Annotated in this window: 14 protein-coding genes; 9 read left to right on the top strand and 5 right to left on the bottom strand. The window is 41.7% G+C overall.

From position 1 onward, the window contains the following. Positions 1-3 precede the first annotated feature (3 nt). The 5 genes from ACMHKH_RS12455 to ACMHKH_RS12475 all read left to right on the top strand — a co-directional run bounded on the left by ACMHKH_RS12455 (position 4) and on the right by ACMHKH_RS12475 (position 4,398). On the top strand, positions 4-1,362 hold the full coding sequence (locus ACMHKH_RS12455; RefSeq protein ID WP_413520963.1) for a class I SAM-dependent methyltransferase: 1,359 nt from the start codon (positions 4-6) through the stop codon (positions 1,360-1,362). Positions 1,363-1,402: 40 nt separating this feature from the next. After that, complete coding sequence (locus tag ACMHKH_RS12460; protein WP_413520964.1) at positions 1,403-1,813, top strand: DUF2177 family protein; 411 nt, start codon at positions 1,403-1,405, stop codon at positions 1,811-1,813. Between the two features lie 96 nt (positions 1,814-1,909). Continuing rightward, on the top strand, positions 1,910-2,458 hold the full coding sequence (locus ACMHKH_RS12465) for an acyl-CoA thioesterase (protein ID WP_413520965.1): 549 nt from the start codon (positions 1,910-1,912) through the stop codon (positions 2,456-2,458). A 109-nt stretch (positions 2,459-2,567) separates the two neighbouring features. Then, entirely contained in the window at positions 2,568-3,665 is a 1,098-nt protein-coding gene (locus tag ACMHKH_RS12470; RefSeq protein WP_413520966.1) for a cation diffusion facilitator family transporter, read from the top strand. A 25-nt stretch (positions 3,666-3,690) separates the two neighbouring features. Next, a complete protein-coding gene (locus tag ACMHKH_RS12475; protein ID WP_413520967.1) occupies positions 3,691-4,398 on the top strand; it encodes a DUF2059 domain-containing protein in 708 nt (235 codons plus the stop codon). 150 nt (positions 4,399-4,548) lie between these two features. Here the strand turns inward: ACMHKH_RS12475 and dps are convergent, their stop codons facing one another. Then, positions 4,549-5,031, bottom strand: a complete 483-nt coding sequence (gene dps / locus ACMHKH_RS12480; RefSeq protein WP_413520968.1) for a DNA starvation/stationary phase protection protein Dps — start codon at positions 5,029-5,031, stop codon at positions 4,549-4,551. Between the two features lie 330 nt (positions 5,032-5,361). Beyond that, entirely contained in the window at positions 5,362-5,781 is a 420-nt protein-coding gene (locus tag ACMHKH_RS12485; RefSeq protein ID WP_413520969.1) for a GFA family protein, read from the bottom strand. Between the two features lie 184 nt (positions 5,782-5,965). On the opposite strand from ACMHKH_RS12485, the gene uvrB reads away from it, so the two are divergent. The 3 genes from uvrB to ACMHKH_RS12500 all read left to right on the top strand — a co-directional run bounded on the left by uvrB (position 5,966) and on the right by ACMHKH_RS12500 (position 9,979). Continuing rightward, complete coding sequence (uvrB, locus tag ACMHKH_RS12490) at positions 5,966-8,077, top strand: excinuclease ABC subunit UvrB (RefSeq protein ID WP_413520970.1); 2,112 nt, start codon at positions 5,966-5,968, stop codon at positions 8,075-8,077. A 277-nt stretch (positions 8,078-8,354) separates the two neighbouring features. Next, on the top strand, positions 8,355-9,407 hold the full coding sequence (locus tag ACMHKH_RS12495) for a pyridoxal phosphate-dependent aminotransferase (RefSeq protein WP_413520971.1): 1,053 nt from the start codon (positions 8,355-8,357) through the stop codon (positions 9,405-9,407). 191 nt (positions 9,408-9,598) lie between these two features. Then, the gene (locus tag ACMHKH_RS12500; protein ID WP_413520972.1) at positions 9,599-9,979 is read left to right on the top strand and encodes a hypothetical protein; all 381 of its coding nucleotides are present in this window, start codon (positions 9,599-9,601) and stop codon (positions 9,977-9,979) included. Between the two features lie 55 nt (positions 9,980-10,034). Here ACMHKH_RS12500 and ACMHKH_RS12505 read toward each other — a convergent pair whose 3' ends face one another. The 3 genes from ACMHKH_RS12505 to ACMHKH_RS12515 form a co-directional block, all read right to left on the bottom strand. Beyond that, positions 10,035-10,421: a hypothetical protein gene (locus ACMHKH_RS12505; protein ID WP_413520973.1), complete on the bottom strand. Its 387-nt coding sequence runs from the start codon at positions 10,419-10,421 to the stop codon at positions 10,035-10,037. Between the two features lie 168 nt (positions 10,422-10,589). Beyond that, a complete protein-coding gene (gene lipA, locus ACMHKH_RS12510) occupies positions 10,590-11,633 on the bottom strand; it encodes a lipoyl synthase (RefSeq protein WP_413520974.1) in 1,044 nt (347 codons plus the stop codon). Positions 11,634-11,807: 174 nt separating this feature from the next. Next, complete coding sequence (locus tag ACMHKH_RS12515) at positions 11,808-12,152, bottom strand: carboxymuconolactone decarboxylase family protein (protein ID WP_413520976.1); 345 nt, start codon at positions 12,150-12,152, stop codon at positions 11,808-11,810. A 569-nt stretch (positions 12,153-12,721) separates the two neighbouring features. Here ACMHKH_RS12515 and acnB point away from each other — a divergent pair. Continuing rightward, complete coding sequence (acnB, locus tag ACMHKH_RS12520; RefSeq protein WP_413520975.1) at positions 12,722-15,325, top strand: bifunctional aconitate hydratase 2/2-methylisocitrate dehydratase; 2,604 nt, start codon at positions 12,722-12,724, stop codon at positions 15,323-15,325. Positions 15,326-15,619 lie beyond the last annotated feature (294 nt).

Below are 15,619 nucleotides of genomic sequence, written 5' to 3' on the forward strand. Positions count from 1 at the left end.
ACGATGTCAGCAAGACTAGCTAGTAAAGCACCTACATCAACACTAGAAAAATTCACTGCTCGCATCAGTCAAATGATTAACGAAAGTGCTGTTTTGCAGCCTATCAGTAGCAGCGTAAATTCTATGGCGAGAAAAGCCATATTCCGTGCTTTGACGCACATTCAGTTTGGCAGTATTACTATCATTGAGGATTTTGCCGGACAGGTGTCTAAGCCGCATCGTTTTGGCAAAGCCTATTCTGACAATATAAGCAGCTCAGCCATTGGTCGTCATGCATTAAATGTGACGCTGACGATTCATGATAGCAGCGTCTATCGTCAGTTATTATTCGGTGGCTCTATTGCGCTAGCGGATAGCTATATCAATGGTGAATGGGATACGGATGATTTAACGGGTTTGATTAGACTGGCAGCGCGTAACTTGGCAGTGCTTAATCAGTTAGAAAATCGTTTTGCGGTTATTAGTAAAACCTTTGAGCGAGCAAATCATAAGCTACGTAGTAATGATCAGTCGGGTTCAAAGTCCAATATTTTAGCCCATTATGATTTGGGTAATGACATGTATCAGCGTTTTTTAGACGATACGATGATGTATTCATCAGCAGTCTATAAAAAGGTAGATACAACATTGGCAGAGGCGCAGCAGCATAAACTGGCGCTTATTTGCCAACGCCTACAACTGAAACCTGATGATACGGTGCTAGAAATTGGAACGGGTTGGGGCGGTTTTGCGATTTATGCCGCAACGCATTATGGTTGTCATATAACGACGACCACTATCTCGGATGCACAATATGAAGAGGCGCAGCGCCGTGTCGAAGCGGCTGGACTTTCTGATAAAATCACCTTACTAAAGCAAGACTATCGCGAGCTGGCAGGACAATACGATAAATTAGTCAGTATTGAGATGATTGAGGCAGTTGGACACGAATATTTGCCAACGTTTTTTGCTAAATGTAATAGCTTGCTCAAGCCAACAGGCTTGATGGCACTACAAGCGATTACTTTTAATGATCAAAACTATCAAAGCTATATAAAATCGGTTGATTTTATTCAGACACACATTTTCCCTGGTGGTTGTTTATTATCCAATCAAGAACTGACGACGCAGTTTACCGAACAGACCGATATGGTCATTAAGCAATTACATGATTATGGCTTTGATTATGCATATACGCTACGGGATTGGCGCAGTGCATTTATGTCACAGCGTGAGGAAATAAAAGCACTCGGTTATGATGAAGCGTTTATTCGCTTATGGGAGTTTTACTTCTGTTACTGCGAAGGCGGATTTTTGGAGCGGACGATTGGAGTCGTGCAAGTCACTGCCGTCAAGCCAAACAACATTGATGCATGGCATTAATAGGCTACATTTTTATTCCCTATTATAAAAGGATATTACTATGGGTTATATTTATATCTATCTTGCTTCTCTGGTCATATTTTTAGGCATTGATGCGGTTTGGCTGAAGACCATGACCGGTCTGTTTTATGAAAAGCGTATCGGACACCTGCTTGCTGAGCAGCCAAATATGGCTGCCGCTGGGATGTTTTATATGTTTTACCTATTGGCGCTGTGTATTATTATTTTATATCCGCAAATCAGATCAAATGCGCCGCTGCACCATATTTTCTTATTGGGCGCTTTAATAGGTCTGATGGCTTACGGTACTTATGATTTTACCAGCTTAGCGCTATATAAAGGTTTTACGATGGACACCGCGTTGGTTGATTTTGCTTGGGGCGGGATTTTAACAGGCACGGTGAGTACAATTGTTGCTTGGCTTGCGTATCGTTTTCATTGGTTAAGCTAATCTATTAGTTAAGGCGAAGCGACTAGATTTGCGCTGTGGCAATTGCTGCTGTATAAATAGCACTTAAAATAGTTTTTATACCCGTTAAGGAACATTATGACGCAATATAACACCAGCTCAACTGCCAAAAGAGTCCCATTAAACCATGAGCTGTATATGTCAGTGCTTATGACGCCAGATATGGCCAATTTTATTGGTAATGTCCATGGTGGGGATTTGCTCAAGATGCTGGACCAAGTCGCTTATGCCTGTGCCAGCCGCTATAGCGGTAGTTATGTGGTGACATTGTCAGTCGATCAAGTGATGTTCCGTGAGCCTATTCATGTCGGTGAGCTAGTGACGTTTGCGGCTAGTGTTAATTATGTTGGCAAAACCTCGATGGAAGTCGGTATTCGAGTGGAGGCAGAAGATGTGCGTGCACGTACCGTTCGCCATACCAACAGCTGCTATTTTACGATGGTGGCGATTGATGAAAATCGTAAGCCAACGCTAATCCCCGAGCTTGAGATTAAAGATGCTCTGCAACAATGCCGCTTTGACGCAGGCTTAGAGCGCAAAAAACTGCGTATGGCAGGCTCGCAACGTATTAGCTGTGACATCAGTAAATTCAATAATAAAGTAGCAAATGAAGAATCTGCTCATTAATGCAGACAATCAACATACTCTCATCAAAACATTACTGATATATACAAGGTTTTTGACTATATTAAATGGAAGCTAAAGTATTTAATAAAATCCATTTATTGAGACTCAGATGAGTTTAAAACCGTCAAAATCCGCTTCAAAACCTGAGCCAATGCCGCGTGCTGATACGAGCGGCATTACTCGTTCTCGTGCTCAAAACCCCTTCAATACTTCAAACAACGCCGACTCTAGCCAACCTAAGTCCGAATCTAATGCTGATGACAAAAAATCAAGCTCATTAATAACGGTTTTAATTGCAGTTGGTGCTAATGTACTGATAGCCGTTGCTAAAACATTTGGTGCATTTATAACGGGTTCTGCCTCTATGATTGCTGAAGCAGCTCACTCTTGGGCAGATGCTGGTAATGGTACCTTATTAATCGTTGCTGAGAAAAAGTCGATTAAGCCTGCTGATAAAAGCCATCCACTCGGCTATGGTAAAGAGTCATATGTATGGTCGATGATTGCCGCGTTTGGTGTCTTTATGGCAGGTTCAGTGGTGTCTATTTATACCGGTATTACTGAGTGGAATGCTGCTGAGACTGAAACCGACTACACCATCGGTTTTATTATCTTGGCAGTCGCCTTTGTACTTGAAGGCCTTTCTTTAACACAAGCCTATTTGCAAAGTAAAAAACACGGCGAAGCGATTAATGTCAGTGCTATAGGTTATGTGATTGATACCTCCAATCCTACGTTACGCGGCGTTTTCTTCGAAGATTTGGCGGCGGTCATAGGTTTAGTTGTAGCGGCAGCTGCAATGGCAATGCATGCCTATACCGGTGAGCCATTTTGGGACGCGCTTGGGTCTATCATTGTTGGTATATTGCTGGCCGCTGTAGCAGTCTTTTTGATCAGTCGTAATCGTGATTTTTTGGTTGGCTATAGAGTATCAGAAAAAATGCACGATTATATTTTAGCAGAACTGCTCAAGCATCCAGATATCGATAGCGTATCTTACTTGCATTTAGAATGGGTAGGACCTAAAAAAATATTTATGGTGGCGGCGGTAGATATTACTGGCAATCAACATGAACAAGAAATTGCGCACAAATTTGAAAGTATAGAAAATCAGTTTCGCAGTCAGGCATTGTTCCAAGAAGCTATTTTAACCTTGTCGGTTCCTAAGGCTGAGATTTTACGCTTACCTGACAATGAAAATCCATAATCTATAATAATAATGAGAACATGATATGAAAAGTCCTTTAAAACCTATAACAAAAAACCCCAATCGTCAGACACAAATAGTATCACCGTTGCTGGCATTGGTAGTAGCGACTCTAATGTCAGCTACTGCTGTACAAGCCAATGCAGAGTTAATCGTCCACAGTGATGCCAATCAAATTCAACAATCAAAAACGGTCACATCAGCACCCTATAGCGTCCGTAAGATTGATGATGCACAAAGTGTCAATAGCCAGTTACCTACTGAGATATCTATTATTAAACTTATGCAGGTGATGCATATCGATGAGCAAATACAATCTATCGTCGATGGCAAGCAGGCTGCCATCGATGCAATTAATAGGCAAACTCAAAACAAGAATCAACAGGCGAGTGATAAACCATTAAATAAGCGTCAACTTGAGCTGCAAAATCAGATTCAAAGCGTTTTAGGTCAATACGCAAAAATCATGACCAATGGCATAGGCGATACGGCAGATATTCAAACCTTAACGCAAGCCTACATCAGTGCCGCACAAACTTACTATACGCAAGCGGAAGTGGATGCTCAAATAAAATTTTATGATACCGCTGTCGGTCAAAATATTTTAGCGAAGCAGCCACAAATTACTGCGGCCTTTTTAAAGCAATCTTTACCGCAAGATACCTCAGAAACTGAAAATCAGTTAGGTGAGCTATTGCCGCATATGAAGCAAATCGTGAAAGGTATTTTCTAAGCTTGTTACTGTTAACCTAATTATTTACAACTTAGTTATTTTTAAAGTCTATATTTTGAAGCTAACTTAAAAAACCAGCACGCATAAAAAGGTCACCATAATAGTGACCTTTTTATAGCTTATACAAGCCCGTTTTATAGCTTTAATAATTTATTTCTTTGGTGCATTGGCACCAATAAACCAAGCATCTTTATCGATGGTGCGGCTCACTTCAGTCAATAAATCAGCGGTATCTTCATCGCCAGCATCGCCAGCAGCATCAATCCCTTCACGCAAAGACGCAGCAATGGTCTTATAGCGATTGGTTAGCTCACGAACATGCTGGTCAACGTCAGTAATATCAGTTGGGTAAGTCTCTAAGATAGAATCTTCAACAACACGTTTCGAGATACCATTCGCTTTACCGCCAAGAATAACGATGCGTTCAGCAACCGTATCAAAAGCCTCAGTTAAACGCCCATAAGTATCGTCTAGTAGTTGATGTACCCCAATAAAACCAGTACCTTGTAAATTCCAGTGGCATTGCTTACTGTCCATACTTAAATCAATCAGATTGGCCAAATTGGCATTCAACAAATCTACCATTTTTTTTGCAGTTGCGTCATCTATTCCACTTGCGTAACGTTCTCTCATGTTTTGCTCCACTATTATTTTTAATAAATTTAAGTTTTTAATTACTAGTTATAAACAGCGCTTTAAATTTCTATTTATTAAGGTGTTTCTGACTACTTATTCTGAATTCACTATCGATAATAACAGCTTAAATAACAGATGGAACCCCAACATTTAGGCTTTATACAAGGGTCGTGTAATGAGTTTGTTAATCATGAAAATCTTTGTAAGTTTAGCAGCCAAAATAACCGTTTTGATAACAATCCATGCACATGACAATATATTTGAGTTCATTAAAGCCTAATTTATTTGACATTTAGCGTGAGCATTTTCGAAATTATAAATACTTATTCATTCTTTTGGTCTAATGCCTTTCTCTGCAAACTTATCAAACAGCTGTTGCTCGGTCAAGTTTACCGTGTCATTGGCAAATTCATAATAATCAGGTTTTCTATCAATGAAAATTTGACTCTCAAAAGTAAGGTTTGGATTGTCTTGAAATAATCCAAGCGACAGAACATAAGTCTCAGAACCCAACTGATGATAATAAAGATTGGTGCCGCATTTATGGCAAAATGCACGCTCTGCCCATGCCGAAGAGGGATAGACCGTCATTGAGTCTTCGCCCTGAATGTCAGGTTTTGCGTGGCTATGTATCGCCATTAATGGTCCGCTGCCCCAACGGCGACACATCGTACAGTGGCATGCTTCAAAGGTATTGATGTCTTCTAATTTGATGGTGACGTTACCGCACAGGCAGTGACCTTTCATAACTCTTTCCTTGATTGATTGTCATTAAACTATACCTGAGTTTTTATACTTTTTATTGAGGGTTTGTGCATCCATTTGTGGGTGTTTAGCGCAATAAATGACCTTTAAAAATAAAGGTTTAACCCCATATTGTTATAAACCTAAGCTCTTATAACCCTTTATAAATACTAGGAAGACAACCCTTATGCGAATGCCTGAACCGCGCTCGTCGCGTCAGTTAAACCAATTGGCCACTCAGCTGCAAGGCGAAGCTGAGATTAGTGGTGTCAATGCGTCTGGTACGCAAATATCAAGTCGCGCCTTTGAGATGATTACCGAATTTGAGCCAGCGGGCGATCAGCCACAAGCGATTAAAAAGCTGGTTAGTGGCATTAATGCTGGTATGGATGAGCAGTTACTTCTAGGTGTGACGGGTTCTGGTAAGACCTATACCATGGCAAAGGTTATTTCTGAGACACAACGTCCAACCATTATCATGGCGCACAATAAAACGCTTGCTGCGCAGTTATATGGTGAGTTTAAATCGTTCTTCCCTAATAACGCGGTTGAGTATTTTGTCAGTTATTACGACTATTATCAGCCGGAAGCGTATGTTGCAGCGAGCGATACTTTTATCGAAAAAGACAGCGCCATTAACGATCATATTGATCAGATGCGTTTGTCAGCCACGCGCGCATTACTTGAGCGCCGTGATGCGATTATTATCGCTTCGGTATCCTGTATCTATGGTTTGGGTGATCCAGAAAGTTATCTTAAAATGCTGCTGCATGTCGTTGTCGGTGACAAAATAGACCGCACTGCGACGATTAAGCGGTTGGTTGAGATGCAATATGAACGTAATGAGCTGGACTTTGGGCGTGGTACGTATCGTCTGCGTGGTGAGCTGCTAGATATTTATCCTGCTGAATCTGAGCAACTTGCTGTGCGTGTGCATTTATTTGATAATGAAGTCGAAAAAATAACGTGGTTTGACCCTTTAACAGGTAAAACGGTACGTACGGTACCGCGTATTACCATCTATCCAAAATCGCATTATGTGACACCGCGCAATAAATTGGAAGCCGCCAGTCATACCATTCGCGCTGAGCTTGAGCCGCGCTTAGAGTATTTCCGTGACAACAATAAACTTATTGAAGCGCAGCGTCTTAAAGAGCGTACTCAGTATGACCTTGAGATGATTCAACAGCTTGGCTACTGTAACGGTATCGAGAACTACTCGCAGCATCTCTCTGGTCGTCCGTCAGGTGAGGCACCGCCGACGCTGTTTGATTATATTCCAGAAGATGCGCTGTTATTCATTGATGAATCGCACGTGACGGTATCGCAAATTGGTGCGATGTATAAAGGGGATAGATCGCGTAAAGAAAACCTCGTCAATTATGGCTTTCGTCTGCCGAGCGCGATGAATAACCGCCCGATGAAGTTTGAAGAATGGGAGCGTATCAAGCCTAAGACCATTTATGTCAGCGCCACGCCTGCGTTGTATGAGCTGGAGCACAGCGAGCAAGTGGTTGAGCAAGTAGTGCGTCCAACCGGTCTGATTGACCCTGAGATTGAGATTCGTCCGGTATTAACCCAAGTCGATGATGTGCTATCGGAGATTACCAAGCGTCGTGAAAAAGATGAGCGTGTATTAATCACGACCTTGACCAAGCGAATGTCAGAGGATTTGACCAGCTATCTCAAAGAATACGATGTCAAAGTCGCTTATCTACACTCGGATATTGATACCCTTGAGCGTATGCAGATTATCCATGAGCTACGTACGGGCGTGCATGATGTGCTGGTCGGTATTAACTTGCTACGTGAGGGTCTTGATATGCCTGAAGTGTCATTGGTCGCGATATTTGATGCGGACAAAGAAGGCTTTTTGCGTTCTGAGCGTGCCTTGATTCAGACTATCGGTCGTGCTGCGCGTCATATTAATGGTAAAGCGATTCTCTATGCCGACCGTATCACCAACAGTATGCAAAAAGCGATTGATGAGACCGATCGTCGCCGCGAAAAACAAGTAGCATTTAACCTTGAGCATAACATCACGCCAACAGGCGCGCGCCGTAGTATCACGGATAAAATCGATACAGGTGACGATCATAATGCCAATGATAATCAAGTGATTCCAATTAAGAGCAATCTACCTGATGTTGATATTAGTATCTTACGTAGTCCTGATTTGCTGGCTAAAGAAATCAATCGTCTTGAGAAACTGATGAAGCAGATGTCGCGCGATCTTAAATTTGAAGATGCGGCAAAAACGCGCGATAAAGTATTAGAGCTAAAGGCACATTTGATTTAGGAAGTTAGATGGCTTTTTCTTAAGTAGATTCCTTATCAAAGGTGAGTTGTAATATATTGCAGCTCACCTTTTTTTAGTTGTTTTATCAGAATCTAGTTGACATTACCTTATGTGCAAATAAACCAGTCTGAAGGTTAAAGGGCAGAGTTCTGTAGGTATAAATTAATAACTAATAATTGGTGATGACAAAACTTGTATTTATACGAAATGCCACTTAATATGATATTAATGAGCAATATGAACTTATAACAACGGACGTTGAGGCATATAATCTATCATGCAAAATAACAAATTCTTAGAATTAAATGCGAATGAGAACTCACTAGGCATGTCAGCTTCTGCCAAACAAGCTATCACAGAGTCTTTAGGTGAGGGCTTTCGTTATCCAGATAATCCACGCAACGCTCTCATTAGCAAAATTTCTAGCATCCATGATGTGTCAGAAAACCAAATCTCATTAGGAAATGGCTCAACTGAAAATATTCGAGCTACCCTACAGATGTTGCAAAATAAAGCTTTAAAAGAGGGCAGACAGTTTCAAATGGTAATTCCTGTGCCAACTTTTGATTGTGCAGCAATGTATGCAAACGCCATTGGCGTGCCCGTCGTCAAGATACCAGTAACTGCTGAAAACTATGATTTAGATTTTGATGAATTACAGAAAACTGCCGATGAATTTGATGGTATCAGCCTGTTCTATATTTGCAATCCAAATAACCCAACTGGAATCATCACAGCAACGGAAAAGCTCAAAACTTGGATCAGTAATGCACCAGACAATCATTATTTTTTATTAGATCAAGCGTACATGGATTACGTCTCAGATCCAAGTTTTGAGAGTGCTATTGAATGGGTCAAGCAAGGACTGTCAGGCAACCTTGTTGTTATTCATACCTTCTCAAAGTTATGTGCTTTAGCCGGTATGCGAGTGGGCTACGCGATTTCCAATCCGCAAACTATTGAGAATATCGAAGCATTTATGTCTATGGATAATACCAACTTGTCAGGTGCGGTTGCTGCTATTGCGACCTTAAATGATGCTGAGTTTTTGGCGCTAAGTTTGCGCACGACCAATCAATCGCGGCAGATGATTGAAACCGTATTAGATGAACTTGGACTTTGTTACTTACCATCACAGAGCAACTTTATTTTTTATGAAATAAAAGGTGATTTAAAAACCTATATCGACAGAATGCGAGATCATGACATCAAGGTTGGTCGCGAGTTTCCACCTGTTACAGGGTTCAACCGCCTAACGCTTGGTAGACCTGATGAGATGGCAGTGTTCGTTAAGACACTAAAGTTATTTCGTGAAAAAGGCTGGGTCTGATGAGGTTGAATCGTCCATCTTAACCAACCTCAAACGCAGTTTTACATATACCACCTTAAAAAAAACCATTTTTTCTTATAATATTGGCTAATTAAGCTCAGTCTACTAAGTCGCTAGGCAAATGCTGTTAGATAGCTATAAGTCAGGCGTACTAATGCATATTATAATTATAAGGTTAGAGAGGTATATCCATGTTCGATATCAAATCATTTTTTAAAAGAGAAGTAGAGAAAACGCTCACCAACATAGATGATTACATTTTTATGCCTGAGCGTGTGGAGATGACGCTAGAAGGTGGATTATTAAACTGTGTCTTAAATAGTGACGGTCGAGTTGATATTTTTTATACAAAGCAAGGCGTGACAGAAGTAAGGTCGGCATCACGTAAGCATCCATTTACTGCGTTTGAAACCGAGTTATACCATGGTGTTTATGATGATGTTATTAATGATTTGATCAAAGAGGTGAGCAAGATACTCGATGGTAAGTCAGAATACTTTCGTCAAAACAAGACATTGTCTGCTACCGCATCTTTAATGGCTAAGCCATCTAATATAGATAGGCTGGATTAAGCAATCGCTAACCCAGCCTATCTGTGCATAATTACAGTTATCGTCGAAAAATTGCTTATCTAATGATACTGGAGTAGCAACTCTGTAATGACTTGGCGACGACTTTAGCCACTAATTGCACACGATATTGTGGGTCTATCGCAGCATTACCCAATTCAACGAGGGTGACTTGCTGCGGCGCTTGCTCGCTAACGCAGCCACAAACTCTACCTTTTACTGCTTCTTGTTGGGCTTGAGTCATAGCGACACTGGCAATACGCCACGCGTTTTGCTGCTCAATCTGACTGCGGCATTGATTATCGATAGCCGCTTCAAAGACGCTCATCCCGATCTCATTTGCTGTGCCCATTGCGTTGCCCGTATTCATGTTTCCACCAGTTGTCTCACAACCAGATAAAGCAAAAGTAGCCATTAATGCTGCTGAAATAAGTAATTTTTTCATAATCCTTCCTTTGATGTTTAATGCTTGTTGATATTGTTAGCGCTGCCATTTTACAGCGTTTTCAATCTATAAAATTGAAACTAAAGAATAAAAATAAAACTAAAAAATAGGAACAAAAAAGAGGCTATATAAGCCTCTTTTTTACATCAATAAATTTCAATAGATAATCTAACAGCCAAGTTTACCTTCAGCGATCAGTGCTTTTTTACTGCGAATTGGCGCTGGGCAATCTTCGCCATAGTATTGACGGTCAGCAAAGTAACTTGAGCGTACCATAGGACCTGCCCAAATATTAAAGAAGCCAATCTTTTTGCCATAATCCATATAACGTTGGAATTCATCCGGATGCACATAGCGATCGACTGGAGCGTGGTCTTTACTTGGTTGTAAATACTGACCAACGGTAATCATGTCAACGTTATGCGCTTTTAGGTCATCAAGCAGTTTATAGATTTCTTCTTCTGTTTCACCAAGACCAACCATAAAGCCGCATTTGGTGGCGATATCAGGACGGCGCTCTTTATAGATTTTTAGCAAGTCTAACGAGTGCTGATAGTCTGAGCCTGGGCGGAAGGCTTTATATAAACGTGGCACGGTTTCGATATTGTGGTTAAAGACGTCAGGCGCGGTTTCGGTTAATAAGTCTAACGCAATATCCATACGACCACGGAAATCTGGTACCAAAATCTCGATTAAGCAGTTTGGACTAAGTGCGCGCGATTCGTTGAGTACTTCGACGAAATGCATCGCACCGCCGTCTTTTAGATCATCACGATCTACTGATGTAATAACGGCATATTTAAGCCCCAAACCTTGAATGGTCTCGGCAGTATGGCGCGGCTCATCTTTATCTAACTCATTTGGGCGACCATGCCCGACATCACAGAACGGGCAGCGACGCGTACAAATATCACCCATAATCATAAAGGTGGCGGTACCATCGGCAAAGCACTGTGGCAAATTAGGGCAAGCAGCTTCTTCACAAACGGTGTAGAGCTTCTGCTCACGTAAAGTAGATTTGATACGTGCGACTTCAGCAGGTGAAGAGAGTTTTACCCGAATCCAATCTGGCTTTTTCTTGGCCTCGACGGTCGGGATAATTTTAATTGGGATACGAGCAACTTTATCGTAGCCACGTAACTTTTCGCCTTGAATGGCTTTTTTGGGTTTTGCACGCGCAGCAGGGGTGTGCGTTTGTACGGCGTTTGTCATAATAAAATTATCTCTTAACCCTTGATAGGATAAGGGTTTATGGAATTATTAGAATGCTTTATGAATCGAGTTATTATAGCAGATATCAGGTAGGTGCTTTTAAGAAATAGTATGAGGGTCAGCTTATTAAAGCTACTATTTAAGACTACTATGAATACACGATTTAGCATAGTTTCATTTAGTTATATCAATATTTAAATCATTTAGCACTTCTATGGCGGCGCGAAAAGCTTCTTGAGTGGCAGGCGCGCCGCAATAAGGCAAGCTGTGCATTAAGACTTCTCGAATCTCAGCGACACTAGCACCATTATTGATGGCACCTCTGATATGTCCTTTTAACTCATTTGGACTTTTTTGTGCAATCAAAAAACCAATAGTGATAAGCGAGCGATATTTGCGCGGCAGTATTGAATCATCTTGCCACGTAGTGCCCCAAGCGTGCTCTATAATCCAGTCTTGTAATGGCTGAGTAAATGACGTTGCTGAGTCAAGCGAGCGTTTGACGTGCTCTGCGCCCATGACCTCGGTACGAACTTTTAGACCGTTGTCATAATTGGCGTTTTGGTTTGTGCTTTGATTGCTGCTTTGATTCGCAGCATGACTAATACTGTTGTCTTCCGTGTCTTTATTTTCCATTATCATCCTTGATTTGCAATTAAAGAAGTGGGGTGCGCCTCATTGAGGTTCTGCTGTCAAATAGTATAACAGTCAAGCACGATTTATTTAACCGTTAATCGAGATATAGTTGATTCCATTTAACAATAACGGCTTATTTTTAAGTGGATAGATAGCTGCAATCGTAATTTACTGAGAATACATTTTGAATAGTGAGCAGCAAATAAGTCCTCAGTATGAAAAGTTCGGAATTTATGATATAGGCATCATTAGTCATATTATTTATGGCACTATTTTTATAATAAATGTCCAATATGGCCTTATATTGCGCCTTTTCTCGGCTTAGCCATTAACTTTTTAGGCGTTTTGAGCTATGATTGCACGAATAATTATTCAATGCAGTACATCGATGCAGGCGGTCATACTGACTACCCACGTGATGTACTGGTTACCAACCGACGAGGACGACTATTGTGTTAGAAGCTTATCGTAAACATGTCGCAGAACGTGCTGAGCTAGGAACTGTACCACTTCCACTGAATGAGAAGCAGGTAGCAGAATTGGTTGAGCTACTAAAAACCCCACCAGCGGGTGAAGATGCGTTCTTGATGAACTTGCTTGAAAATCGTATTCCTGCCGGTGTTGACCAAGCTGCTTATGTTAAAGCAGCATTTTTAGCGGCTATCGTTAAAGGTGAAGCGACCTCTTCACTGGTTAGTAAGAAAAAAGCGGTTCAAATCTTAGGTACCATGCAAGGCGGCTATAACGTTCAACCATTGGTTGCTGCTCTTGATGATGCAGAAGTCGCACAAGAAGCTGCTGAAGCTTTAAAGAAAACATTGCTCGTATTTGATGCGTTCAATGACGTAACCGAAAAAGCGGAAGCGGGCAATACTATTGCCAAAGAAGTCGTTCAGTCTTGGGCAGACGCTGAATGGTTCTTAAGCCGTGATGCCGTACCAGCAAAAACGACTTATACCACGTTTAAAGTAACGGGCGAGACCAACACTGATGACTTGTCACCTGCGCAAGACGCGTGGAGTCGTCCTGATATTCCATTACATTCATTAGCCATGCACAAAAACTCTCGCGACGGTATCAATGCCGATGTTGAGGGTGAAATTGGTCCAATGAAGCAAATCGAAGCGTTAAAAGAAAAAGGTCATCCACTTGCTTATGTTGGCGACGTCGTCGGTACCGGTTCTAGCCGTAAATCTGCGACTAACTCAGTATTGTGGTTGATGGGCGATGATATCCCTAACGTGCCAAACAAACGTGGCGGCGGTCTAGTACTTGGTAATAACATTGCACCTATCTTCTTTAATACCATGGAAGATTCTGGCGCATTACCAATCGAAAAAGTAGCGGTTGATAACCTAAATATGGGCGATGTGTTTGACATCTATCCGTATGATGGCAAAATCACTAAGCATGACTCTGACGAAGTATTGTCAAACTTTAAACTAAACTCACCAACTTTGCTTGACGAAGTTCGTGCCGGTGGTCGTATTCCACTAATCGTTGGTCGTGGTTTGACCAATCGTGCCCGTGAATATATGGGTCTAGGTCATTCAGACGTATTTGCTAAGCCAGAAGAGCCAGCAGATACCGGTAAAGGCTTTACCCTAGCGCAAAAAATGGTTGGTAAAGCTTGTGGTCTAGCAGGCGTACGTCCTGGTATGTACTGCGAACCAAAAATCACCACTGTCGGTAGTCAAGATACTACTGGTCCGATGACCCGTGATGAGCTAAAAGACTTAGCTTGCCTAGGTTTCCAAGCAGATTTAGTGATGCAGTCATTCTGTCATACCGCTGCTTATCCAAAGCCAGTTGACATCGAAACTCAGCATACACTACCTGATTTCATCATGAACCGTGGTGGCGTCAGCTTACGTCCAGGCGATGGTATTATTCACTCATGGTTGAACCGTATGCTACTTCCAGATACCGTTGGTACTGGTGGTGACTCGCATACCCGTTTCCCAATTGGTATCTCATTCCCAGCAGGTTCTGGTCTAGTCGCTTTTGCTGCTGCTACTGGCGTTATGCCACTGGATATGCCTGAGTCTGTGCGTGTTCGTTTCGTTGGCGAGCGTCAACCTGGTATTACCTTACGCGACTTAGTGCATGCAATCCCTTATCAAGCGATTAAAGAAGGTCTATTAACCGTTGATAAGAAAGGTAAAATCAACGAGTTTAACGGTCGTATTCTTGAAATCGAAGGTCTAGAAGACTTAACCGCTGAGCAAGCGTTTGAATTGTCTGATGCCTCAGCTGAGCGTAGTGCTGCTGGTTGTACCATCACGCTATCTGAAGCGTCAGTGACTGAATATCTGACTTCAAACATCACCTTGCTTAAATGGATGATTTCAGAAGGTTACGGCGATGCGCGTACTATTAGCCGTCGTATTGAGCAAATGCAAGAGTGGTTGGCTAATCCAAGTCTAATGCGTGCTGACGAAGATGCAGAATATACCATCGATATGGTTATCGATATGTCTGAGATCAAAGAGCCGATTCTTTGCTGCCCGAACGATCCAGACGATGCAAAAACTTTGGCAGATGTCGCAGGCGACACCATTGATGAAGTATTCATTGGTTCATGTATGACCAACATTGGTCACTTCCGCGCTGCCGGTAAACTGCTAAAAGATGTCCCAGCAGGTAGCTTGAAAACCCGTCTATGGATTGCGCCACCAACTAAGATGGATGCGCGTCAATTGATGGAAGAGGGTTACTATAATATCTATGCACAAGCTGGCGCTCGTACTGAAATGCCAGGTTGTTCATTATGTATGGGTAACCAAGCGCGTATCGCACCGAATTCTACTGCGGTATCAACGTCTACCCGTAACTTCCCGAACCGTCTCGGTCAAGGTGCTAACGTCTATCTAGCATCAGCTGAACTGGCTTCTGTTGCTGCGGTACTTGGTAAATTACCAACCAACGAAGAGTATCAGCAGTACGCTGGTATGCTGGATAGCATGGGCGAAGAAGTGTATCAATATATGAACTTCGACCGTATGGAAACCTATACTGAAGAAGCGGATAAAATCAACGTTGCTCAGTTAACCTAGTTGTTAATAAAAACGTTAAGATATCTATAAAAAACCCCGTATCGTCATGATGCGGGGTTTTTTAGTTTCAGTGTTAAAATACTATGATAATGAATTGCAAACTTTTATTGAGTAGCTATAATTAGAGTCATTAATTAATAATTATCATTATTGGCTTTTACCTTTAGAGACTACTAATGACAAATCCTATGGAATATAAAACATGCTTGATAAAGCGACGCCACCATCATTACCAAATTCTACAGCTACTAATAACCATAATGCTGAAGCAAACTACGGTATCATTGATTGGTT

It is taken from the genome of Psychrobacter glacincola (assembly GCF_965118485.1).
Classification (GTDB): domain Bacteria; phylum Pseudomonadota; class Gammaproteobacteria; order Pseudomonadales; family Moraxellaceae; genus Psychrobacter; species Psychrobacter glacincola_D.

Bases quoted from the DNA above. Each gene is read 5' to 3' on its own strand.
- ACMHKH_RS12465 (WP_413520965.1), top strand. From the start codon at position 1,910: ATGACGCAATATAACACCAGCTCAACTGCCAAAAGAGTCCCATTAAAC.
- ACMHKH_RS12505 (WP_413520973.1), bottom strand. From the start codon at position 10,421: ATGAAAAAATTACTTATTTCAGCAGCATTAATGGCTACTTTTGCTTTA.
- uvrB (WP_413520970.1), top strand. From the start codon at position 5,966: ATGCGAATGCCTGAACCGCGCTCGTCGCGTCAGTTAAACCAATTGGCC.
- ACMHKH_RS12460 (WP_413520964.1), top strand. From the start codon at position 1,403: ATGGGTTATATTTATATCTATCTTGCTTCTCTGGTCATATTTTTAGGC.
- ACMHKH_RS12495 (WP_413520971.1), top strand. From the start codon at position 8,355: ATGCAAAATAACAAATTCTTAGAATTAAATGCGAATGAGAACTCACTA.
- ACMHKH_RS12475 (WP_413520967.1), top strand. From the start codon at position 3,691: ATGAAAAGTCCTTTAAAACCTATAACAAAAAACCCCAATCGTCAGACA.
- ACMHKH_RS12455 (WP_413520963.1), top strand. From the start codon at position 4: ATGTCAGCAAGACTAGCTAGTAAAGCACCTACATCAACACTAGAAAAA.
- ACMHKH_RS12470 (WP_413520966.1), top strand. From the start codon at position 2,568: ATGAGTTTAAAACCGTCAAAATCCGCTTCAAAACCTGAGCCAATGCCG.
- ACMHKH_RS12485 (WP_413520969.1), bottom strand. From the start codon at position 5,781: ATGAAAGGTCACTGCCTGTGCGGTAACGTCACCATCAAATTAGAAGAC.
- lipA (WP_413520974.1), bottom strand. From the start codon at position 11,633: ATGACAAACGCCGTACAAACGCACACCCCTGCTGCGCGTGCAAAACCC.
- ACMHKH_RS12515 (WP_413520976.1), bottom strand. From the start codon at position 12,152: ATGGGCGCAGAGCACGTCAAACGCTCGCTTGACTCAGCAACGTCATTT.
- ACMHKH_RS12500 (WP_413520972.1), top strand. From the start codon at position 9,599: ATGTTCGATATCAAATCATTTTTTAAAAGAGAAGTAGAGAAAACGCTC.
- dps (WP_413520968.1), bottom strand. From the start codon at position 5,031: ATGAGAGAACGTTACGCAAGTGGAATAGATGACGCAACTGCAAAAAAA.